Raw genomic sequence first — 21,682 nt, 5'->3', positions numbered from 1 at the left:
ACTACGCGCCAGTCATAAGATAAACGGGCGTTTATTTTATGCACGCTAAACCTTTATAGGCAGAGTAATGAAAAAAGGTCCAGATCTCGTATTGATATTAGTTGTTGTGTTTGTGCTAGGGTCCGTTATGACCGGTGTATCACATGCTGATTTCGAGCTCGCGTCATTATTTCAACAAGTATTTAATAGCTAATAACCCATTATGGGTAGTTGTTAGTATCTGTGATAATTGAGGACAAAGGGATATCCCAGTTTTCCGTGGGTAGCTCTTTCACTTTCTGAATTTCATGAGCCAGCCCTATTAGTTTGGGTCCTGTTAGTCCTTTTCTGGATGCCTTAAAGCTAAAAGTACGGTCATAATAGCCGCCGCCCATCCCCATCCGATTGCCTTTTTCGTCGAACGCTACCAGCGGTAGTAGAACCAAATCTAAAGCCCAGGCAGCCCGTCTATGATGAGGGATAAGTTTAGGTTCTTTAATGCCATAAATATTTTTGATCATCTCTGTCTTTGGTGTGTAAGGCACAAACCATAAGCGGTTATGTAAGACCGGATGTAATACTGGCAGATATACGCGTTTACCTAGTTTCCAGCATAAACGAATGAGAGGTTCAGGATTGATTTCGCCATCATTAGGTAAATACATGGCAATATTTTTGGCGCGACGGAAATCAGTTCTATGGCGAATATTTGTTAGCAATAGCTGTGAAGCTTGTTGCTGTTGGCGGAGGGTGAGTGATCGCCTTAAGGTGCGAATGTGCTGGCGAAGTTGTTTGCGGTTATTCATCACTAAATAAAGAAGATCCCCAAGGTGCCGACGTCGGTTATGGCCCTGAACCCGAAGGTTCAAGGAGGGGGTTACTGAGTAACGTTAGGCTTCCCGATAAATCGGACATGCACACCAGAAACTACGAGTAACCTCCAAAAGTGTGGTTATCGGCTCGAGGGACGTAACTAACAACCGAACACCCCAGGGCATATGTTCATTATACGCCTTCTAGTTTGACTGTCAGGTCTTGTAATAAAATTAATTTATGTTAGCTGCTATGTAACTGTATGTATTTTAAGCAAAATGACGAAATATGAAAAAAATTCAAGCGTGCCCTTATGGTTTAGGGTGTTTCATCTGTGTTTAAGGCGTTACTGCTGTTCTGTAATGCAGCATCAATTTTGTTACCTAAATGGCGAATCCGTTGTTCAACGTTACTATTGACCTCTTGACGAGATTGTAGCAACTCATGGGCAAGGTTTAAGGCTGCCATAACAGCTATTCGCTCTAGTCCTAGTACTTTCCCAGATTTTCGGATGTCCCGCATTTTCTCATTGAGTAAGTCAGCAGAAGCGAGAAGTTCGGCTTCTGCGTCAGCTGGGCAGTTAAAGCTGAACTCTTTGTCTAATAAGCTAATGGATACGGTTTGAGAATCTGCATGACTCATCTATTTTGCTCCAAGGCTTTAAGGCGAACAATCATTGCTTTGATTTTGCTCTGGGTTTGTTCGTTAATTTGAGTTAGCTGCGCGCGCTCTTCCTTCAGCGTTTGCTCGCGCTCACGTAGTTGAGCGTTTTCCCGCTCGAGTGTTGTACAGCGCTCAAGTATCTGATCAACTTTCTTTTCTAGCGCGTCAAAATAATGCTCGGCCATGCAGAATCGAGACTCCTAAACCTTTTTAAACCTGCTTTTTTCGTCGGTAAATGTTAATTCTTTAGAAGCGCAGCTTTATTCTTCTCTGCAGGACTATAATCAGCCGTTGCCTATGGGTCAATGACGCTGCACCTGATTCACGGAAATGCTAGGATTAGCATCATGTTAATATTGATGGACTTTATTCATGTCTTTAGAAAATGTACCGGTAGATCTGCCTGATTTTGAGCTTGTGGCTAATATGTTTGTTGAGGAGGGTGTACGTGTTGTTTCACCCTCAGAATTACATGGTTTGATCTCTGGGCACTTAGCTGCTGGGGCTCGTTTACAACCGACCATGTTGCTGCAGACTGCGTGTGAGTTGTTGGATCTTGACTCACTGTCTCAGGAGAGTAGTAAAGTAACCTTAGTTAATTTGTATTCGGCGACATGTGAGGCATTAGAAAGTTTGGATCTAGATTTCGAAATGTTGCTTCCTGACGACGAAAATGAAATATCTCAACGTGCTGATGCTTTAGGTCGTTGGTGTCAGAGTTTTCTAGGTGGATTTGGTTTGTACGGTAAGCACACTGATGCTTCATTATCCACTGAGGCTAAAGAAACGTTGAATGATTTAGGGCAGATTGCTCAAATCTCGATTGATGTTGAAGAGTTGGACGAGAATGAGTCTGATCTGATGGAAGTGCAGGAGTATGTCCGAATGGCTGTGCTTATGCTTTTCACTGAATGTAATCAAGCGGTTGAAAATAAAGAAAAAGCGTTCGCGCAAGTTCAGCCGGAAAATAGCAGGTTGCACTAAATGAAAATTAGTTTGGAACAGTTTGCTCAGCGACGAGAGCAGCTGATGGATAAGATGCTACCAGGTAGCATCGCCATTATTCCTGCAGCGCAGATGAAGCAGCGAAATAGTGATGTTGAATATCCTTTTCGGCAGGATAGTCATTTTTATTACCTAACCGGTTTTAATGAGCCTGATGCAGTTTTGCTGTTAATTCCAGGGCGTACCGCCGGTGAATCGGTCATGTTTTGTCGTGGGCGCGACAAGTTGATGGAAATTTGGAATGGTTATCGTGCTGGCCCTGAAGGGGTTGTGGCGGATTATAATATTGCTGAAGCACATACCGTTGACGAGATCGACACGCTGTTGCCTGCGCTTCTTGATGGCATCTCACGTATCTATTACTCCATTGGTCGAGATGAGGATTTAGATCAGCAGGTTAGGCACTGGTTAAACCTTATTCGTCAAAATGTACGTAAAGGCGCTGTAGCGCCTTCTGAATTAGTGATGATTGACCAGCTGTTAAATGAAATGCGGTTGATAAAAACTGATGCAGAGCAAGCTGTAATGCGTGAAGCGGGAGAGATCTCGGCTCAAGGGCATATTAAGGCGATGCAGATCTGTAAGCCTGGGATGATGGAGTATCAGCTAGAGGCTGAAATTTTACATAGCTTCGCTATGCAAGGCTGTCGTCAGCCTGCTTACTCAACTATTGTGGGTGGCGGTATTAACGCGTGTGTGTTGCATTACATAGAGAATGATCAAGTTCTTAATGATGGCGACCTTGTTCTTATTGATGCAGGCTGCGAACTAGATTGTTATGCCGGTGATATTACGCGTACTTTTCCTGTAAATGGCTGTTTTAGCGCAGAGCAAAAGGCGCTTTATCAGTTGGTTTTAGATACACAAAAAGCGTGTATAGATCTTGCGAAGCCGGGCACTCTTTGGGATGAAGTACATGAGAAATCGGTTCAGGTTTTAACGCAGGGATTGATTGATCTAGGGCTATTAAAAGGCTCTTTAGAAGACGAGATAGACGGGGGCGGCTACCGAGATTTTTACATGCATCGTGTAGGGCATTGGTTAGGTATGGATGTCCATGATGTGGGGGATTACAAAGTCGATGACCGGTGGCGACCTCTGCAGCCGGGTATGGTGATGACCGTTGAGCCGGGTATCTATGTAGCGGCTGATAATGAGAAGGTTGAACCCCGTTGGCGCGGTATTGGGATACGTATTGAGGATGATGTGCTGATTACCGAACAAGGTTGCGAAATTTTAACGGCGTCAGTACCTAAAGAAATTGATGAAATTGAAGCGATGATGGCCTCTGCATGAAGCAGCATTACGACATAGTGATAATCGGCGGCGGGATGGTGGGTGCTAGCTTAGCTTGCTCTCTACTGTCTGTTTCAGAGGAACTGGATCTCAATATAGCTGTTGTTGAGAGTACACCTTTGCCTGCAAAAGGTTCTCTCACTTATCAGCCTAGTTATGATGCAAGGTCTACAGCTTTGGCTTATGGCAGCCGTTCAATTTATGAGGCAATGGGTGTCTGGGATCGCTTAAAAAAGCATGTGTCGCCGATAAGTGATATCCATGTTTCAGATAAAGGCCATTTTGGTATTACTCGGTTGAATGCCCAGCAAGAGGGTGTGCCTGCATTAGGTTATGTTGTTGAAAACCAGTGGCTAGGCCATGTGCTGCTTGAGCATTTACAGCAAGCGGATCAGCCTAACATTGATTTCATTTGCCCCGCTGAAGTGACTAATGTTCGCAGTGGCGCAGAAATAATGGGGGTCACTGTACTTTATCAAGAGCAGAGTATAGAGCTGAGTTGTGAATTGGTTGTAATGGCCGATGGTGGACGTTCTTCGTTACGCGAGTCTATGGGGGTTAGTTATACTCAAAAGGCTTATGATCAGCATGCGATCGTCACCAATATTAGCGCCGATCAGCCCCACGGAGGTGTTGCTTATGAGCGTTTCACTGATAGTGGGCCGATGGCATTGTTGCCCTTGAATAATGATGATGGGGATAACCGCAGCGCATTAGTGTGGACTGTACCGGATGATATGATTGAAGAGTTGCTTGGGTTAGATGACCAGAGCTTCATTGAGCGGTTACATGAGCGATTTGGTTACCGAGCTGGTAATTTTATTAAAGTCGGTCAGCGATCTTCCTATCCTTTGAAGTTGACCTTAGCGGATGAACAGGTAAGGCGAGGCCTCGTAGTATTAGGTAATGCTGCCCATGCACTGCATCCTATAGCAGGGCAAGGTTATAATCTCGCATTACGGGGTGTTGCTGCTTTGGCGGATAAATTAATTCAAGCTCGAAAAGACAAACAGAACTTGGGTGATTTAGCGCTTTTGCAAACGTTTTATGAGCAACAACGATTAGATCAGACACGTACGGTAGTTTTTAGTGACCAAACGATGAAGCTGTTCTCTAATCATAACCCGTTGTTAGCGACCGGTAGGAGTGTAGCGCTCCAGCTGTTAGATATATGCCCCGCAGCAAAAACCTTATTTGCCCGCAGTGCGATGGGGCTTGATATACCGGCTCCAAAGCTGAAATAGGAATATGTCGATGTCAGAACAGATTCAAGTGGATGTAGTGATTGTTGGAGCGGGCATGGTCGGTTTGACCTTAGCGGCGGGACTTGCATCGAATGATCTGAATATTCTTATCCTTGAGCAACGCATAGATAGCTTGTTAGATATCGATGCAGTACTGCATGCGCAGACACAAGGTTTCGACCCAAGAGTGAGTGCCTTGACTTGCGCATCTCAGCAGATTTTGACCTCTGTAGGTGCCTGGCAATATATGCAAGATTGTCGCATCAGCCCCTATGAATTTATGGATGTATGGGATGGAGAAGGCACTGGGCATATACATTTTTCCGCTCAAGACCTACATGAGCCTGTACTCGGACACATAGTCGAGAACCGTGTAACACTTGCTGCGCTCCATAAGGTTATAAAGCAAGCTAATAATATTGAGCTTGAACTGGGTGTAAGTGTTGTTGAACTTTCCAATAGTGAAGATGGTTGTCGAAGTATTAGTTTGGATGATGGGCGCGTTATTAAGGCTTCGCTAGTGGTTGCTGCTGATGGAGCGCTATCCAAAACACGTCAAATGGCTGGGATTCCTATGTGGGAATGGGATTATGGCCATGATGCAATTGTGACTACAGTCAAAACAGAAAGGCAGCATGGCGAAACGGCTTGGCAACGTTTTACTGAGGATGGGCCTTTGGCCTTCTTGCCTTTAAGTAGTGATGATCGTGAACATTACTGCTCTATTGTTTGGTCAACATCGCCTCTTCATGCAAAAACACTGATGGCATTAGATGATAAAGATTTTTGTGTTGAGCTTGAGCGGGCCTTTGAGCAGCGTTTAGGTCAGATTCTATCTGTGGATAAACGTTTTTCTTTTCCGTTAAAGCAGCGCCATGCTAAGCGCTATGTGGAACAAAATTTTGCGGCTATTGGTGACGCTGCACATACTATACATCCGTTAGCTGGGCAGGGAGTGAATTTAGGTTTAATGGATGCTGCTCAGCTGGTGGATACGTTGCTTGAGGCGAAAAATCGAGGCGAGAGTATTGGCAGTGAAAACGTTTTAAAGCGTTTTCAGCGTGCGAGACGTACAGAAAATCTTCAAATGTCCGCTGCAATGGAGGGCTTTAAGCGTTTGTTTGATAACGAGCAGCCTTTATTGCGATTGGCACGAAATATGGGGATGAATCTTCTAGATCAGTTAGCTCCTATAAAAAACCATATTGTTCAGGATGCTATGGGATTATCTGGGAATCTACCTACACTGGCAAAACGGCCAATTAAAGAGTAAATGTATAGACTGTGAGATGGTTGTGAGGAGGTCTCTACTATAGTTGCAGAGATGTTTTTAGCCCAAAGATTGAACTAAAGTGAAAATCCCTATAAATTGTCATCCCTTTTTTGCTTTTTAAGCTCTTTTGATATTTATCTATGCTTGAAAATGCAATGAACATTAAAGAGCGGTATTGGTCATCGCCAGGCTATAGAGCGATTTGATTGATGTGCCAAGCCCTTAATAAGAGTTAATAGAATGGGTAGTAAAACAGCACTATACGAAAAGCATCAGGAAATGGGTGCTAAACTTGTTGATTTTGGTGGTTGGGATATGCCCATCCATTATGGTTCTCAGGTTGATGAGCATCATCAGGTGAGAACTGCATCAGGTATGTTTGACGTTTCCCATATGACGGTTGTAGACGTTACCGGAACTGATGCTAAAGAATATTTGCGTTACCTACTTGCTAACGATGTTGTGAAGCTACAGGAAAAAGGCAAAGCGCTATATAGCGGTATGTTAAATGATAATGGTGGTGTTATTGATGACCTTATTGTTTACCTTATGACTGAGCCAGGTGTTTCAGGTGAATGGTTCCGCATTGTTGTTAACTGTGCAACTCGAGAGAAAGATCTGCGTTGGATGGCTGATCATACAGCGGGATTCGATGATGTTGCGTTAACTGAGCAACCAGATCTTGCTATGATTGCCATTCAAGGCCCTAAAGCGATAGAGCTTAGTAAACAGACCGTAGGGGAATCGCGCGCTAAATTGATTGACCAATTGAGTGTATTTCAGGGACTCGAATCTGAAGGCTGGTTTATTGCGAGAACAGGCTACACTGGTGAAGATGGATTGGAAATCATGTTGCCAGAAGATGAAGCAGCCAAATTTTGGCAGGCGTTGTCGGATAATGGTGTAAAGCCTTGTGGTTTAGGCGCACGTGATACGCTGCGTCTAGAAGCAGGCATGAATCTATATGGCTCAGATATGGATGAGACGATCTCTCCATTAGCGGCTAATATGGGTTGGACGATCGCGTGGGAACCTGAAGATCGCAAATTTATCGGTCGAGAAGCCCTCGAAGCACAAAAAGCGAGCGGCGTAACTGATAAACTTGTTGGCTTAGTTATGGAGTCTAGAGGTGTATTGAGAGCCCATCAAAAAGTTATTGTTGATGGTGTAGGGGAAGGTGAGATCACAAGTGGTTCTTTCTCTCCAACCTTAGGTTTTTCTGTTGCTATGGCGCGAGTGCCAGCCGCAACAGGAGAGCAGGCGGATGTGGAAATTCGTGGAAAACGAGTACCTGTTCGTGTGTTAAGACCATCATTTGTTCGAAACGGCAAGAAAGTTTTCGATTAAGAAATTAGATAAGAACTAAGACCTCAAGGGTAGGAAATAAACATGAGTAACATCCCATCTGAACTGAAATACGTTGCTAGTCATGAATGGATCCGCGTCGAAGGTGACGGTATCGTTACTATTGGTGTAACTGACCACGCTCAGGATTTGCTGGGTGATGTGGTTTTTGTTGAACTACCTGAGGTAGGCGCTGAGCTTGCGGGTGGTGACGAAGCGGGTGTTGTTGAGTCCGTTAAAGCTGCTTCTGATGTATATGCACCATTAAGCGGTGAAATTGTTGCTATCAATGAAGAGTTAGAAGACTCGCCAGAGCTTGTTAATTCCGATCCTTATGGTGATGGCTGGTTCTTTAAGATCAAGCTAAGCGATACTGAAGAATTAAATGATCTATTAGATGCGGAAGGTTATACAGGTCTTTGTGAATCAGAAGCCTAAGCGTATAGCCCTATAAGCCTACGGAACCTTAGGTTCTGTACAAGTTAAATTATTGTCCCGGCTCTATGCCGGGATAATTGTTTATAAAAACTGTCCATAAATGCTGGAAAAACATGTCACTGCAAACACTAAAACTTAATAGTGGCGCTGAGCGTCGTCTTCGGGGTGGTCATCTTTGGATCTACAGTAACGAGGTAGATAATCGTGCTACACCTTTAAAAAGCTTTGCTCCAGGCGAACAGGTGATTGTTGAAACGGATAAAGGTAAGCCCTTAGGTGTGGCTTATGTGAATCCAAATACGTTGATTTGTGGCCGTATTGTTAGCCGTGATTTGAAATATAAGCTGGACCGATCTTTGATCATCCATCGTTTAAAAGTTGCGCTTTCCTTGCGTGAAAGTTGTTTTAGCGATGACTGTTATCGTCTGGTTTTTGGCGACAGTGATGGCTTACCGGGTTTAGTTATTGATCGTTTCTATGACATTTTTGTTGTGCAGATATCCACAGCGGGGATGGAAGCGGTATTGGATGAGATCATCGAGTCGCTCAATAAGGTGTTTACGCCTAAAGCTATTTTGCTGCGAAATGATGGCAAAATGCGCGATATGGAAGGTCTTGAAACCTACACGGAGGTTGTACAAGGGGATATTCCTGAGTTGTGCCCTCTGATGGAGAACTCGGTCTCTCTTTTAGCGCCACTACAGAAAGGGCAAAAAACAGGCTGGTTTTATGATCATCGTAACAACCGTGCGCAGATGCAGCGTCATGTTGAGGGCAAACGTGTGCTTGACCTGTTCAGTTACGTTGGCGGCTGGGGAGCGCAAGCGCTTGCAGCGGGTGCGTCCCAAGCGATTTGTGTTGATGCTTCTCATTTTGCGTTGGAAGTTGCGGCAGAAAATGCACGTATAAATAATGCAGCGGATCGTTTTGAAGGTTTCCATGGTGATGCATTTGATATTTGTAAGTCGCTGATCGCCGATAAAGAAAAATTTGATATGGTTGTTCTTGATCCTCCTGCGTTTATCCAGAAGAAAAAGGATATACGTAATGGTGAGCGTGCTTATGCGCGAATGAATAATTTTGCGATGCGTTTGCTGAAAAAAGATGGAATCTTAGTGTCTGCATCTTGCTCTATGCACCTTGAACGTCAGCGCTTAGTTGAGATTATTCGTAGTAACAGTCGTGAACTGGATCGTAATGCACAGATTTTTGATCAGGGCCATCAAGGCGCTGATCATCCTGTGCATCCTGCAATTCCTGAAACTGATTACCTGAAATCTTTCTTTGTTCGGGTTTTACCATCTTCATAAATCAAAGGGGTATAGGCTTTGCGTTATAACCGATTAGGAAATACGGATCTCAAGGTGAGTGCTATCTGTCTAGGTACTATGACATTTGGCAGTGATCAAAGCGAAGCTGAAGCGTTTGAGCAGATGGATTATGCCTTTGATAAAGGTGTTAACTTTCTTGATGGCGCGGAAATGTATCCCATTCCAACCTCACCTCAATATCAGGGACGTAATGAGGAGATTATCGGGAACTGGCTGAAAGCTCGTCAAAACCGTGAACAAATGGTTGTTGCTACTAAAGTGACCGGCCCGGGTGATATGGTGAGTTATCTCCGTCCTGATATGGCGCTAGATAGCCGTAATATCCGCGAAGCAGTCACGAATAGCCTTAAACGTTTACAAACGGATTATATCGATCTTTACCAGATTCACTGGCCTGATCGAGCCGCTAATTTTTTTGGTCAGTTGAATTATAAGCATCAGCCAGAAAAAGATGGTACGCCGTTGCTCGAAACATTGGATGTGATGAGCGAATTGGTGAAAGAGGGTTTGATTCGTCATGTTGGTTTATCTAATGAAACTGCGTGGGGAACTATGAAGTTTTTGCAGTTAGCTGAACAGCATGGCCTGCCTAAGTGTGTGTCGGTACAGAACCCTTTTAATCTACTTAATCGCAGTGTTGAAGTAGGTCTGACTGAGGTGCTACATCGAGAGGAGGTGTCCCTATTACCATATTCGCCATTAGGTTTTGGTGTGTTGAGTGGTAAATATCTTGGAAACGCCCGTCCTGAAGAGGCAAGGTTGACCCGTTATCCTGTGTTTGCCCGTTATTTGAATGAGCAAGGGCAGTTAGCAACGCAGGCCTACGTTGATTTAGCGCGCCAATATGATCTTGATCCTGCCACTATGGCTCTAGCTTGGGTAAACAGTCGCGATTTTGTATCGAGCAATATTATAGGGGCGAGCAATATAGCGCAGCTAAAAAATAATATTGATTCTATCGACGTTGATCTAAGCAGTGAATTACTTGCTGCCATTGAGGAAATTAATGTTCGTTTCCCTAACCCTTGTCCGTAGTTGTTAGGTTATCTTAGAGCAACGTCCTGTTGCTCTAATCTATTTTTTATTGCCATTTGTAAGTTTTTTGCCAGACTTTGTTTAGTGATAAGACAAATAAGGTGATCTTATGTTGCAAGTAAAAGACGCTATGTATCCCGTTAGTCGCCCACTTAGAACTGATATGTCGTTGGTTTATGCTGTAGAGACGATACTTGAATCGGGCTATCTGGGGTTGCCGGTGGTGGATGTTGATTCAATAGTCGTGGGTTTTTTGTCTGAATTTGACTGTCTGCCCCATCTGTTAAGGGATAGCTACCACTGCGATAGTCATGTGACGGTTGAGACGTTAATGCAGAAAAATCCGCTAGTGGTGTCGCCGACTATGAGTATTGTTGATCTTGCCCAGCAGATGGCTCTAGATAAACCTAAGGTTTATGCGGTTGTGGAACAAGGTAAATTGCTAGGTGTAATAACGCGAAGTATGCTGATGAAGACGTTAAACGAGGCTCTGAAGCAGTGTAATGCGGTAGCGTGATGTTTATCTAGGCTTAGCATACTCCGCTAAGAAGCAGAGTATGCTTTAAATAGATCTAACGTAGATCTAATACCGGCCAGAGGTGTTCGTTGGCGTGGGCTTCTAGAGTTTCATCTGGATTAACAGCAATCGGATTAGTGACTAGTTGGAGTAAAGGTAGATCGTTATGGGAATCGCTATAAAAATAGCTATCTTCTAACGTATAGGGATTTGCTGATAGCCAGTCATTAAGTCGAGTGACTTTTCCCTCTTGGAAGCATGGGATGCCTGTTACTTTGCCCGTGTAATTGCCATCAATCATCTCAGGATCTGTCGCGATAATGGCATCAACGCCTAATCTGTTCGCAATGGGGCCAGTAACAAAATGATTAGTTGCTGTAATAATTAATAGATAATCACCGCGTTCCCTGTGGTTTTTCAGTAGTTCTAGGGCTTTTGGTAAGATAATGGGCTCTATTTTTTCTGCCATAAATTGCTGATGTAGTGTATTTAGCTTTTCTTTATTGAGTGTTGCTAGAGGACGGAGTGCAAAATCTAGGAACTCATAAATATCTAAACCGCCATTTTTATACTGGTCATAGAAATAGTCATTAGCGCGGCGGTATTCATCACTGTCGACGATTCCTTTTTCACATAAAAACTCTCCCCAAGCGTGATCACTATCACCACCCAATAAGGTGTTGTCTAAATCAAAAATAGCTAAGCTCAATGGGGTATCTCCTATCTGTATTAGATGAACACGATGTCAGTTCGAGAGCATAGGGAGGAACGCAAATGAATGCAATTGCCATTGTATAAGCTTGTGAGGGTTATCTGCTTTTTATAATTTTTTCGCCTAAAACAGGCTGTTCTTGTGCTTAATAGTCGTATTCAGGGGTAATATTTTGTCTGAGGATTTGCTGAGTATGAAAGAAGTGTGGAACAATAGCTGAAAAGAATTTAGGGATTGTACAGTGATTGATTCAGATGGGTTCAGGCCGAATGTCGGTATCATTCTGGCAAACTCGCTGGGTCAGGTCCTTTGGGCAAGACGAATAGGCCAAGATGCTTGGCAATTCCCGCAGGGTGGTATCAACGAAGATGAAACACCTGAAGATGCAATGTATAGAGAGTTGCGGGAAGAGATAGGACTTAAAGTATCAGATGTCGAAATTGTCGCGGTGACGCGCGGTTGGCTCAGATATAGGTTGCCCAAACGAATGATCCGGCGCAATTCACATCCAGTGTGTGTCGGCCAGAAGCAAAAATGGTTTTTGTTGAGGATGTTAAGTACAGATAGTGCTGTTGCTATCGATCACACTGATTCGCCAGAGTTTGATGGTTGGAAATGGGTGAGCTACTGGTATCCGCTTGGCCAAGTTGTGTCTTTTAAGCGAGAGGTTTACCGAAAGGCAATGCGAGAGTTATCTCCAAAGCTATCGCGTATTAATGATAAAAAGACCTGAGTGGAGAAATTGAGTGCTGAATGTATTAAGAAAAATTGTGCAAGAGGTAAGTGTAGCTCCTGATTTAGAGACTGTGCTTAACCTCATTGTGCAGAGAATTCAGCGCTCAATGCATACGCAGGTTTGTTCTGTTTATCTGTTTGACCCGAGTGATCAGTGCTATGTGCTGATGGCGTCAGAGGGGTTAAACGAAGAGGCGATTGGCAGTGTGCGTCTGTCAATCGATGAAGGTTTGGTTGGTACGGTGGTAAAGCGTGCAGAGCCAATCAACCTTGAGAATGCTGCTGATCACCCTGCATATAAGTATGTTGAGGCGACAGGAGAGGAGCGATTAAGCTCCTTCTTAGGCGTCCCCATTATTCGTCATCGTGATGTATTGGGTGTGCTTGTTGTGCAGCAAAGAGAGATACGCCGCTTTGATGAAAGTGAAGAGGCCTTTCTTGTTACACTTTCTGCCCAGCTAGCCGGCGCGATTGCCCACGCTGAAGCAACGGGCTCTTTAGGTGCCATCGGTGCACAGTTAACCGATGTGATTGACCTTAAGTTTGAGGGTGTTGCCGGTGTCGCGGGTGTGGCTATCGGTTCCGCTACTGTTATCTCGCCGCCAGCCGATCTAGGTTCAGTACCGGATAAAACAGCGAAGAATATTGCTAAAGAGATCGCTAACTTCCAAGAGGCGCTTAAGCTCGTGCGCCGTGATATCAAAGTGGTCGGTCGAAGCTTGGCGCAGCGTTTAAGATCGGAAGAGCAAGCGTTGTTTGATGTCTATTTGCGCATGTTGGATGATAATGCGCTCGCCGGTGAAGTGGTCTCGCGTATTGAGCAAGGTAATTGGGCCCAAGGTGCACTACGAGAAGTTGTAAGTGAGCATGTGCATCAGTTTTCTATGATGGGTGATCCCTATTTAAGAGAGCGTGCGACAGATATAAAAGATCTTGGACGCAGAGTTTTAGCCTATTTACAGGAAGCTTCCCCTGCACTATTGGAATTTACTGATGAGACTATCCTCGTTGCAGATGAACTTACCCCTGCGATGCTGGGTGAAGTGCCTAGTGAGAAGTTAGTAGGGCTTGTTTCGGTTCACGGCTCTAGTAATTCCCATGTTGCTATTCTAGCTCGCTCAATGGGTATTCCAACCATTATGGGGGCCGTTGATCTGCCGCTTACACGCATTGATGGGCGTCAATTGATTCTTGACGGTTATTCTGGCCGTATCTATGTTCAACCGAGTGAAAAGTTACTGACGGCATACAGTGATATTGCGCGCTGTGAACAGGAGCAAGCGACTGAGCTAGAAGCCTTAAAAGATCTTCCTGCAGAAACCAGCGATGGATATGTTATGCCGTTGTGGGTGAATACGGGACTGGTGGCTGATGTCGCTCGCTCTCTAGATCGTGGCGCGGAAGGTATTGGTTTGTATCGTACTGAAGTGCCTTTTATGATTCGTGAGTTTTTTCCTAGCGAACAAGAGCAGGCTGATACCTATCGTAAGCAGATCGAAGCTTTTTCTCCTCGCCCTGTGACTATGCGAACACTGGATATAGGTGGAGATAAGGCGCTTCCCTATTTTCCTATCAGTGAAGAGAATCCATTTCTTGGTTGGCGCGGTATCCGAGTTACTTTAGATCATCCTGAGATTTTTCTAGTTCAAGTGCGAGCTATGCTAAAAGCAGGTGAAGGTTATGACAATCTAAGAATCATGCTGCCAATGGTTACTAGTGTGGGTGAGGTAGAAGAGGCAAGTCGTCAAATTGATCGTGCGGTTCAGGAACTTCAGGATGAAGGTTATGCGATCAAGCGTCCGCTTGTTGGTGTAATGGTAGAGGTGCCTGCCGCAGTGTACCAAGTACGTAGGTTTGCACGGCGTGTTGATTTTATCTCTGTGGGCTCAAATGATTTAACCCAGTACCTGCTGGCGGTTGATCGAAATAATCCACGCGTAGCAGGATTGTATGTCAGTTATCATCCTGCGGTACTTAAAGCGTTACAGCATATTGCTCGCGAAGCCCATAAAGAAGGGGTCCATGTATCTATTTGTGGTGAAATGGCTTCAGAGCCCGGCGGTGCTCTGCTATTGATGGCGATGGAATACGATGTGCTCTCTATGAATGCAACGAACTTGCCTAAGGTGAAGTCCGCTATTCGTTCTGTTAGTAAAGCGGATGCGGATAAGTTGCTAAAAGAAGTTATGGCTATGGATGATGCCGATCGCATACAAACGTTTATGAATGAGCGCTTAGAGCAACTTGGTATAGCGCTACCTGCTCAGCCAGTATTAGCTATATAGTCGTCGATTATCCAATTGGGGGGACTTGAATTAGCTGTTCTTGGCGGCTAATTTTTCCATCTGCTCCGTAGCTTTGTTCTAGTATTTGGGTGGTGCCATCTTTCTCCTGTAGTAATACTGTCGTTGCTCTTGTTCCGTAGTTGCTGGTTTTTATAAAGATTGATGAGAGTATCTTTTCCCATTCGGGGCTTACGCCTGTATCTGGTAGCTGTTCGATCGCTGCTTGTGTCTGATCACTCATAATCCCAATGAGCGACTCAATATCTAAGTTCTTATTTTTTATTGCGTGTGAAAGTTGTGTTTTTACATGCCGGACTTTAGGCCAAGGAGTATCGAGCAATGCATTGCTTAGTGCATATAGGCCTGGTTCGAGCTTTTGGGTCTCGGTCCTTTTGTTTGAAGCGTAGTAAAAACCGGATTGGTCACCGAGTAGTAGATTAAAATCACTAAATTCCATTTGTTCGGATGCTAATTGTTGTAGATAGTGTTGGGCTGATATGTTCGTGCAGAGAAAATTACGTGTTAGCTCGCCCCGTGAACGTAAACTCTTATTCGTTGTCTTATGGCCATCTCGATAGTTTGTTACGGCGGAGAAACGCCCTGTTGTTGTGATGCCTAGCCATGTTCCTGATTTTTCGCAGTCTCGGCCAGCAAGCACTTTTGGCTCATCTTGCCAAAAACTTAATAAATCACTCGGGCGCTGGTAAAACTCATCTCTGTTTGCGATTAGAATAAGCGAATATTTAGGATGGGAGTTATAGGCAAAAGCGATTAGACACATAGTAAATATCCGTTAAATGGGTAAGATAGCGATCCTATTTAAAATCTAACTGTACACTGTCGATTCTAAGTGTTCAGGAATAAAAATTCATACCAGTAAAGGTTTGCGTGATGTTAGTGACCATTTTGACCTATCTTGTTCTTGGTGCAGCTGCGGGTGTTGTTGCTGGCCTATTTGGGATTGGGGGCGGTCTTTTGATCGTGCCTGTGCTTATTTTTTGTTTTGAATTGCAAGGTATGTCATCGGAGGTGTTAACTCATGCTGCGGTTGCGACCTCGTTAGCTACTATTGTTGCAACATCGGTTAGCTCTACATTGGCCCATCACCGTAAAGGTGCTGTGCGTTGGGATATTTTTAAGCCGTTAGCGTTAGGTATATTGGTTGGGGCGGTGCTCGGTGTAAAAACGGCAGGACAGATGAAGGGTGAATGGCTCCAGATTGCTATCGGTTGTTTTGCTATTGCAGTGGCCTTTCAGATGTCTTTGAACTTAAAACCATCGGCTGGTGAGAAAGACGTTTCGAAGGGGGTGTTTGTTATCTCTGGCGGTCTAATTGGCTGGTTGTCGAGTATTTTTGGTATTGGTGGTGGCACATTGACTGTGCCTTATCTAACGTGGGGACGAGTACAGATGCAGCAAGCGGTTGCTACCTCTGCTGCTTGTGGTTTGCCCATCGCGGTGATGGGTGCATTGACTAATATTTGGGAAGGTTGGGGGCACGCTGATATGCCTGAATGGAGTGCTGGGTATATCTACCTTCCTGCTTTTTTGGGAATTGTGCTTACAAGTACCTTATTTGCCAAGGTGGGAGCTAAGCTTGCGCACAGCCTGCCTGGACCTGTATTAAAGCGAATTTTTGCAGTGTTTTTGCTTTGCGTAGGTTTGCGTTTTTTACTGACTAATTTGCTATAAGGAGATACAGATGTGGGTGCATGATATAGATCCTATTGCCGTTGCTTTAGGCCCTTTGAAAATTCATTGGTACGGTTTGATGTACTTAGTGGGTTTTGCTGCGGCTTGGTGGCTGGGCGTTAGGCGTGCGCGCAGAGCGGGTTCAGGTTGGAGCGAAGAACAGATCTCAGACATTATTTTCTGGGGAGCAATGGGTGTTGTGCTTGGCGGTCGGGCTGGCTATGTCATCTTTTATAATTTTGATAAGTTTATATCTGACCCTCTATGGTTGTTTGCTGTATGGGAAGGGGGCATGTCGTTTCATGGGGGCTTGCTCGGGGTTATTGTGGTGATGTATCTGTTTGGTCGCCAGCATAAAAAAACCTTATTTCAAATGACCGACTTTATTGCGCCTTTAATACCCGTAGGTTTAGGGGCTGGCCGTATAGGTAACTTTATCGGTGGCGAGCTATGGGGACGAGTGACGGATCAGCCTTGGGGGGTTGTTTTCCCTCGGGCAGGAAATTTGCCGCGACATCCTTCCCAGTTATATGAATTTGTGCTTGAGGGTGTGGTGCTGTTTGTGTTGTTGTGGTGGTTCTCGTCTAAGCCTAGACCTCGAATGGCTGTATCAGGACTATTTCTCCTGTTGTATGGGATTTTTCGTTCGATGGTGGAGTTCGTGCGTGAGCCTGATGAGCACATAATGTTTTTGGCATTTGACTGGCTGACAATGGGGCAATTGCTATCCTTGCCTATGATTATCTTGGGTGCGTTTCTTCTTCTTTGGTCAAAAAGATCGGAGGGTGTAGAACCTGTTGCTCGATGAATTATTGTTAAGGGAGAAAGGTATAGATTGTCGTTAATATGACTTTCTATATCCCTGCATACAGTCTTTTAGACTGAATGCAGGGATATGGGATAGTAGAATTACACTGAAAATGGATATTGTATGGCGGGGTGATGCTCATAGCCTTCGATTTCAAAGTCATCGAGTGTGACCCATGTTTCTAGATCTTCTAGTGATTTGATATCAGGGTTGATGATCAGTTTTGGTGAGGCTAATGGCTCGCGTTTGAGCTGTACATTTTTCATTAATTCCAACTGGTCTTCATAAATATGTGCATTCACAATTTTATGAAAAGCCTGTCCGGGCTTGTTGCCGGTAATTTGTGCCATGATGGCCAAGAAGAAATAAACCTGAACCATATTGAAATTTAACCCCAGCGGTACATCACAGCTTCTTTGCGTGCTGTTCAAGTATAAAGTATCGCCGAGTAGGGAAAAATGATGGCTGTACATACAGGGACGTAAACATCCCATGTGGAACGCGCCAGGGTGATAGAAAGTGAAAATTTCGCCGCGATCATCAATGCCGTTGGAAAGGTCATCTACAATTTTGCGAAGTAGATCAATTTTTCCGCCATCGACTTTAGGAAAGTTACGTCCGATCTTGCCATAGATTAATCCACAATCATCAGTTCCTTTGCGATATGGATTGGCAAGCCAGTCTGAATTATCGTTTGCGTTAGCATCCCAAGTTTTGGTGCCGATTTTGCGAAAATCAGCCGCGTTATCGTAGCCTCGGATATAACCGATAATCTCTGCTATGGCAGCTTTGTAAAAGCTTTTACGGGTTGTAACAAGAGGGAATTCCCCATCTTTTACGTTATAGGTAAGATCAGCGTCGATAATGGTTAGGCACTTCTTGCCTGTTCGCTTGTTGTCAACCCAGATACCTTGATCGACTATTCTTTGGCAAAGATCTAGATATTGCTTCATGGCTTTGTTATTAACCTGAATTCGATTTGAGACTAGTTTATGATAACGATAAAAAAGAATGCCATGTTAGCAGTTTTTTAAAATTACGGTAGAAGGAGTGGGCGTGAAGTTAGCCATCATTGTTGCTCAAGATAAAAATCGGGCAATCGGTATTAATAATAAGTTGCCTTGGCATCTACCAGAGGATCTTCGCTATTTTAAGCAGGTGACCATGGGTAAACCAATTATTATGGGGAGAAAAACATTCGAGTCTATCGGGCGGCCATTGCCGGGTAGGGTGAATATTGTTATATCGCGTCAGGAAAATTATGCCCCAGAAGGGGTGAGAGTTGTTAATAGTTTGGATGATGCAGCTGAATTAGCTGAAAGTATCTGTCTAATTGATGGCGCCGATGAAGCAATGATTATCGGTGGTGCGCAGATATATGCTCAGGCGATTGATAGAGCTGATCGTTTATACTTAACGGAAGTCGATGCAGAGATTAATGGTGATGCATGGTTTCCAGAGTTTGATCGTTCTGCTTGGAATGAGCTCGGACGGGAAGACTTTTTGGCTGAAGGGCCAAATCCCTATAATTATAGTTTTATCGTGTTAGATCGAATTTAATCAAAAAAAGGCTAAGTAGTATGACGGTCCGTTCGTTGTTGTCTATTTTGGCTGATGGCAAGTTTCATTCAGGGCGAGAGCTGGGAGATGAGGTTGGTGTTAGTCGTAGTGCGATCTGGAAGCATGTACGTCGTTTTGAAGACGGTGGTTTAGAGATTTTCAGTGTTAAAGGGCGTGGATATCGAGTCCCAGGTGGTCTTGAACTACTCGATATAGAGCGTATTCAGCAGGGGTTATTGCCTGAGGTTAAATTGTTGATCAGGGATCCTGATTTGCGGCTGAGTATCGAATCCACTAATGAATTAGCGATGGAGGCCAGTCAGCGTGGTGATTGTCATGGTCGCTTGTTCTTGGCTGAGCAGCAATTAGCTGGCCGCGGACGTAGAGGTCGTGAGTGGGTAAGTCCGTTTGCTCGTAACCTGTATTTCTCTTTGGTTTGGCGTTTTGAGCAAGGTGTTGCTGCACTTGAAGGTTTAAGTCTTTTAGTGGGTCTTGCTATTGTGCGAGCCTTGGAAAAGATGGAGATCCAAGGTGTCGAGCTTAAATGGCCGAATGATCTTTTACATCAAGATAAAAAACTTGCTGGAATCTTGCTCGAAGTTCATGGTGAGGCTTCCGGTCAGTGCCAGGTTGTTATTGGTGTCGGTATTAATGTTGAGATGCCGAAAGCAGTAAGTGAGGCTATAGATCAACCATGGACCGATCTGAAGACTATAACTGGTGGAGTGGTAAGCCGTAATCAATTACTAGCGGTTATCCTTAATGAGTTAGTGGTTTGTTTGGAGCGTTTTGATAAGGAGGGCTTTGTGGGGTTGGTTGATGAGTGGCAATCTCGTCACGCTATGCAAAACGAGGCGGTTATTCTGCAAATAGGTGATGAGTTTGTGGAAGGGGTATGTCGGGGTGTTGATGGCTCTGGTGCTTTGTTGCTTCAGTCTGCTGCCGGTATCAAGGCTTATCATGGTGGTGAAATTAGTGTTAGACGTCCAGTATGATTTTAGAGATTGATGCAGGTAATACCTTTGTTAAGTGGCGCTTGCTCAATCACTTAGATGTAGTGAAGCGTGGGCGCTTTTTAACAGAACAGTTAAATCGAAGTATACCCGTTGAATGGCAGGCGCCAGTTACTGAGATTAGAGTTGCCTCCGTGGCTGGTAAGGATGTCAATCAGCAGATAGGATCCGTTCTCTCTGGTTATCACGCCATAGAAATACAGTTTGCGCAAACTACATATGTCTGTGCCGGTGTGAAAAATAGCTATGCACAACCAGAACGCATGGGAGTTGATCGTTGGTTGGCAATGCTGGCTGCCTACAATAACGTCAAACGCGCTTGCTGTGTTGTGGACTGTGGTAGCGCTATCACGATCGATTTCATTGATGCCGCCGGTGAGCACCAAGGTGGGTATATTTTACCGGGACTTAGGTTGATGAAACAGGGTTTGTTGTCTAATACAGCTGAAATCCAAGTTGATCGATCTATGTCTTCTTTTGATCTTGAACCGGGTAGAGATACGTCTGCGGCGGTTGATCATGGTATTAATTACCTGTTTCTTTCTTTGGTTGAAAAGGTCGCCAGAGATATTAATACACCTATGGAGTCATATCAGTTATTTGTCACGGGTGGGGATGGGCAGTTGTTTGCTTCCCTTGTTGAGGGGGCTGAATATTTCTCTGATCTTGTGCTTGATGGTCTTGCTTGGAGTCTAAGTCCGTAATGCTGCGTTGGATTTGTCTGTTTGCCTTATTGGCAAATGCGCTTCTTTTGTTGTGGTATTCGGTACAGGCTCCGCGTACGGTCCCGCGTCTCGAAAGCCACTCTAGCGATATTGATACATTACGTCTTGTCGGTGAGATTAATCCTCAATCATTGGTTTGGCTGAGTGGGGATTCTGACGTTTCATCATGTGTAGAGTTTGATGGTTTTAAAAGTCGGGTTAAGGCTGGTGCTGTAAAGCGATTTGTTTATGAGCAGGGGTTTGCTTCTGAAATAGACGAAGTTCGAGTTCAAGTTGAACGTAATCATAAAGTGATCGTGGTGCTGCCGGCTGAATTAAATAAGCGCATGGAGGTTATAGATTACTTAGAAAGTTCAGAAGGCTTAGAATCGGAAGAGATGTTTGATTTTGAGTATGTGATCGCAGGTTTTAAAGGTAGGGCTGAGGCTGAAGAGAAGCTGATGCAGCTGAAAGCCGCTAAAATAAAGGCGCGCATTGAGTTTGAGCAGGTAAGCGAGTTACGTTTTAGGGTGCGTGTTTTTGAGTATATTGATCGAAAATTATCCAATGAAATCAAAGAAGTAGTGGTAGAAAGCTATTCTGTAGAAAAAAATGAAAAAAAAGTGTGTCAAAGGGTTGCAAGCATAAGGTCTACTGAGTAATATACGCGCCACTTCGTTGTTGAGAAGCCGGTATAGCTCAGTTGGTAGAGCAACTGACTTGTAATCAGTAGGTCCGGGGTTCGACTCCTCGTGCCGGCACCATCTCAGGCCAGACGAAGTATTGAAATTGTTGGTGGGGTTCCCGAGTGGCCAAAGGGATCAGACTGTAAATCTGACGCGAAAGCTTCGGTGGTTCGAATCCACCCCCCACCACCATTCATTGCAAGGCGGGTATGGTATAGTGGCTATTACCTCAGCCTTCCAAGCTGAAGAGGCGGGTTCGATTCCCGCTACCCGCTCCAATGACCTATTGCTCAAGTAGCTCAGGGGTAGAGCACACCCTTGGTAAGGGTGAGGTCGGCGGTTCAATTCCGCTCTTGAGCTCCAGAATTTATTTTAGGGTAGATATAGAAATATATCTGCCCTTTGTTATATTTGGCGCTTTGTAAATTAATTGTACTGGTAGAGACCGATGGCTAAAGAACAATTTGAACGCTCAAAACCGCATGTTAACGTTGGTACAATCGGCCACGTTGACCACGGTAAAACTACACTTACTGCTGCTCTGACTCG

The 21,682-nt window shown here is 44.5% G+C and carries 24 protein-coding genes, 4 tRNA genes and 1 other RNA gene; 22 read left to right on the top strand and 7 right to left on the bottom strand.

Annotated features, from left to right (window positions below; translation table 11 throughout):
* Positions 1–200 precede the first annotated feature (200 nt).
* The 4 genes from Q4492_RS11740 to Q4492_RS11725 form a co-directional block, all read right to left on the bottom strand.
* The gene (locus tag Q4492_RS11740) at positions 201–785 is read right to left on the bottom strand and encodes a 5-formyltetrahydrofolate cyclo-ligase (protein WP_303418297.1); all 585 of its coding nucleotides are present in this window, start codon (positions 783–785) and stop codon (positions 201–203) included.
* A 12-nt stretch (positions 786–797) separates the two neighbouring features.
* Positions 798–978, bottom strand: a non-coding RNA gene (ssrS, locus tag Q4492_RS11735) — 6S RNA.
* 132 nt (positions 979–1,110) lie between these two features.
* Complete coding sequence (locus Q4492_RS11730) at positions 1,111–1,434, bottom strand: cell division protein ZapA (protein ID WP_303418126.1); 324 nt, start codon at positions 1,432–1,434, stop codon at positions 1,111–1,113.
* Entirely contained in the window at positions 1,431–1,640 is a 210-nt protein-coding gene (locus Q4492_RS11725) for a TIGR02449 family protein (RefSeq protein WP_303418124.1), read from the bottom strand. The genes Q4492_RS11730 and Q4492_RS11725 overlap by 4 nt, the downstream gene beginning before the upstream one ends.
* 187 nt (positions 1,641–1,827) lie before the next feature.
* Here Q4492_RS11725 and Q4492_RS11720 point away from each other — a divergent pair, with 187 nt between their 5' ends.
* The 9 genes from Q4492_RS11720 (at position 1,828) to Q4492_RS11680 (ending at position 10,938) form a co-directional block, all read left to right on the top strand.
* Positions 1,828–2,439, top strand: a complete 612-nt coding sequence (locus Q4492_RS11720; RefSeq protein WP_303418122.1) for a UPF0149 family protein — start codon at positions 1,828–1,830, stop codon at positions 2,437–2,439.
* Complete coding sequence (pepP, locus tag Q4492_RS11715) at positions 2,440–3,756, top strand: Xaa-Pro aminopeptidase (RefSeq protein WP_303418120.1); 1,317 nt, start codon at positions 2,440–2,442, stop codon at positions 3,754–3,756.
* Positions 3,753–5,000: a 2-octaprenyl-6-methoxyphenyl hydroxylase gene (gene ubiH, locus Q4492_RS11710; protein WP_303418118.1), complete on the top strand. Its 1,248-nt coding sequence runs from the start codon at positions 3,753–3,755 to the stop codon at positions 4,998–5,000. Before pepP ends, ubiH begins: the two co-directional genes overlap by 4 nt.
* Before the next feature lie 10 nt (positions 5,001–5,010).
* The gene (locus tag Q4492_RS11705; protein ID WP_303418116.1) at positions 5,011–6,273 is read left to right on the top strand and encodes a UbiH/UbiF/VisC/COQ6 family ubiquinone biosynthesis hydroxylase; all 1,263 of its coding nucleotides are present in this window, start codon (positions 5,011–5,013) and stop codon (positions 6,271–6,273) included.
* 240 nt (positions 6,274–6,513) lie between these two features.
* Complete coding sequence (gene gcvT, locus Q4492_RS11700; protein ID WP_303418114.1) at positions 6,514–7,620, top strand: glycine cleavage system aminomethyltransferase GcvT; 1,107 nt, start codon at positions 6,514–6,516, stop codon at positions 7,618–7,620.
* 42 nt (positions 7,621–7,662) lie between these two features.
* Entirely contained in the window at positions 7,663–8,055 is a 393-nt protein-coding gene (gene gcvH, locus Q4492_RS11695; protein ID WP_067862951.1) for a glycine cleavage system protein GcvH, read from the top strand.
* 113 nt (positions 8,056–8,168) lie between these two features.
* Complete coding sequence (locus Q4492_RS11690) at positions 8,169–9,365, top strand: class I SAM-dependent rRNA methyltransferase (RefSeq protein ID WP_303418111.1); 1,197 nt, start codon at positions 8,169–8,171, stop codon at positions 9,363–9,365.
* An 18-nt stretch (positions 9,366–9,383) separates the two neighbouring features.
* Positions 9,384–10,421, top strand: coding sequence for an NADP(H)-dependent aldo-keto reductase (locus Q4492_RS11685; RefSeq protein ID WP_303418108.1), 1,038 nt, complete (start codon positions 9,384–9,386; stop codon positions 10,419–10,421).
* Between the two features lie 109 nt (positions 10,422–10,530).
* The gene (locus tag Q4492_RS11680; RefSeq protein WP_303418106.1) at positions 10,531–10,938 is read left to right on the top strand and encodes a CBS domain-containing protein; all 408 of its coding nucleotides are present in this window, start codon (positions 10,531–10,533) and stop codon (positions 10,936–10,938) included.
* A 55-nt stretch (positions 10,939–10,993) separates the two neighbouring features.
* Here the strand turns inward: Q4492_RS11680 and Q4492_RS11675 are convergent, their stop codons facing one another.
* The gene (locus Q4492_RS11675; RefSeq protein WP_303418104.1) at positions 10,994–11,647 is read right to left on the bottom strand and encodes an HAD family phosphatase; all 654 of its coding nucleotides are present in this window, start codon (positions 11,645–11,647) and stop codon (positions 10,994–10,996) included.
* 244 nt (positions 11,648–11,891) lie between these two features.
* Between Q4492_RS11675 and Q4492_RS11670 the strand changes: the two genes are divergently transcribed.
* Complete coding sequence (locus tag Q4492_RS11670; RefSeq protein WP_067862931.1) at positions 11,892–12,383, top strand: RNA pyrophosphohydrolase; 492 nt, start codon at positions 11,892–11,894, stop codon at positions 12,381–12,383.
* 13 nt (positions 12,384–12,396) lie between these two features.
* Positions 12,397–14,670 carry a phosphoenolpyruvate--protein phosphotransferase gene (gene ptsP / locus Q4492_RS11665; protein WP_303418100.1) on the top strand — a complete coding sequence of 758 codons (2,274 nt, stop codon included), beginning with the start codon at positions 12,397–12,399 and terminating at the stop codon, positions 14,668–14,670.
* Between the two features lie 7 nt (positions 14,671–14,677).
* Here ptsP and Q4492_RS11660 read toward each other — a convergent pair whose 3' ends face one another.
* Complete coding sequence (locus Q4492_RS11660; protein ID WP_303418098.1) at positions 14,678–15,451, bottom strand: NRDE family protein; 774 nt, start codon at positions 15,449–15,451, stop codon at positions 14,678–14,680.
* A 110-nt stretch (positions 15,452–15,561) separates the two neighbouring features.
* Between Q4492_RS11660 and Q4492_RS11655 the strand changes: the two genes are divergently transcribed.
* On the top strand, positions 15,562–16,362 hold the full coding sequence (locus Q4492_RS11655; RefSeq protein WP_303418097.1) for a sulfite exporter TauE/SafE family protein: 801 nt from the start codon (positions 15,562–15,564) through the stop codon (positions 16,360–16,362).
* Between the two features lie 10 nt (positions 16,363–16,372).
* Complete coding sequence (gene lgt / locus Q4492_RS11650) at positions 16,373–17,170, top strand: prolipoprotein diacylglyceryl transferase (protein ID WP_303418095.1); 798 nt, start codon at positions 16,373–16,375, stop codon at positions 17,168–17,170.
* A 101-nt stretch (positions 17,171–17,271) separates the two neighbouring features.
* Here lgt and Q4492_RS11645 read toward each other — a convergent pair whose 3' ends face one another.
* Positions 17,272–18,123, bottom strand: coding sequence for a thymidylate synthase (locus Q4492_RS11645; RefSeq protein WP_303418093.1), 852 nt, complete (start codon positions 18,121–18,123; stop codon positions 17,272–17,274).
* A gap of 103 nt (positions 18,124–18,226) precedes the next feature.
* On the opposite strand from Q4492_RS11645, the gene Q4492_RS11640 reads away from it, so the two are divergent.
* The 9 genes from Q4492_RS11640 to Q4492_RS11600 form a co-directional block, all read left to right on the top strand.
* Positions 18,227–18,730, top strand: a complete 504-nt coding sequence (locus Q4492_RS11640) for a dihydrofolate reductase (RefSeq protein ID WP_303418091.1) — start codon at positions 18,227–18,229, stop codon at positions 18,728–18,730.
* A gap of 20 nt (positions 18,731–18,750) precedes the next feature.
* Positions 18,751–19,725, top strand: coding sequence for a bifunctional biotin--[acetyl-CoA-carboxylase] ligase/biotin operon repressor BirA (gene birA, locus Q4492_RS11635; protein ID WP_303418089.1), 975 nt, complete (start codon positions 18,751–18,753; stop codon positions 19,723–19,725).
* On the top strand, positions 19,722–20,447 hold the full coding sequence (locus Q4492_RS11630) for a type III pantothenate kinase (RefSeq protein ID WP_303418087.1): 726 nt from the start codon (positions 19,722–19,724) through the stop codon (positions 20,445–20,447). The genes birA and Q4492_RS11630 overlap by 4 nt, the downstream gene beginning before the upstream one ends.
* Positions 20,447–21,109 carry a hypothetical protein gene (locus Q4492_RS11625; RefSeq protein ID WP_303418085.1) on the top strand — a complete coding sequence of 221 codons (663 nt, stop codon included), beginning with the start codon at positions 20,447–20,449 and terminating at the stop codon, positions 21,107–21,109. Before Q4492_RS11630 ends, Q4492_RS11625 begins: the two co-directional genes overlap by 1 nt.
* 26 nt (positions 21,110–21,135) lie before the next feature.
* Positions 21,136–21,211: transfer RNA gene (locus Q4492_RS11620), tRNA-Thr, on the top strand.
* A gap of 30 nt (positions 21,212–21,241) precedes the next feature.
* Positions 21,242–21,325: transfer RNA gene (locus Q4492_RS11615), tRNA-Tyr, on the top strand.
* A gap of 11 nt (positions 21,326–21,336) precedes the next feature.
* Positions 21,337–21,411: transfer RNA gene (locus Q4492_RS11610), tRNA-Gly, on the top strand.
* 10 nt (positions 21,412–21,421) lie between these two features.
* Positions 21,422–21,496: transfer RNA gene (locus Q4492_RS11605), tRNA-Thr, on the top strand.
* Positions 21,497–21,581: 85 nt separating this feature from the next.
* Positions 21,582–21,682: GTP-binding protein (locus Q4492_RS11600; RefSeq protein WP_303418295.1), on the top strand; the 101-nt coding region annotated here is incomplete at its 3' end.

It is taken from the genome of Neptuniibacter sp. 1_MG-2023 (assembly GCF_030547185.1).
Classification (GTDB): Bacteria; Pseudomonadota; Gammaproteobacteria; order Pseudomonadales; family Balneatricaceae; genus Neptuniibacter.
Note: the sequence above shows the minus strand (reverse complement) of the source record. Positions and strands in the feature narration are given on the sequence as shown.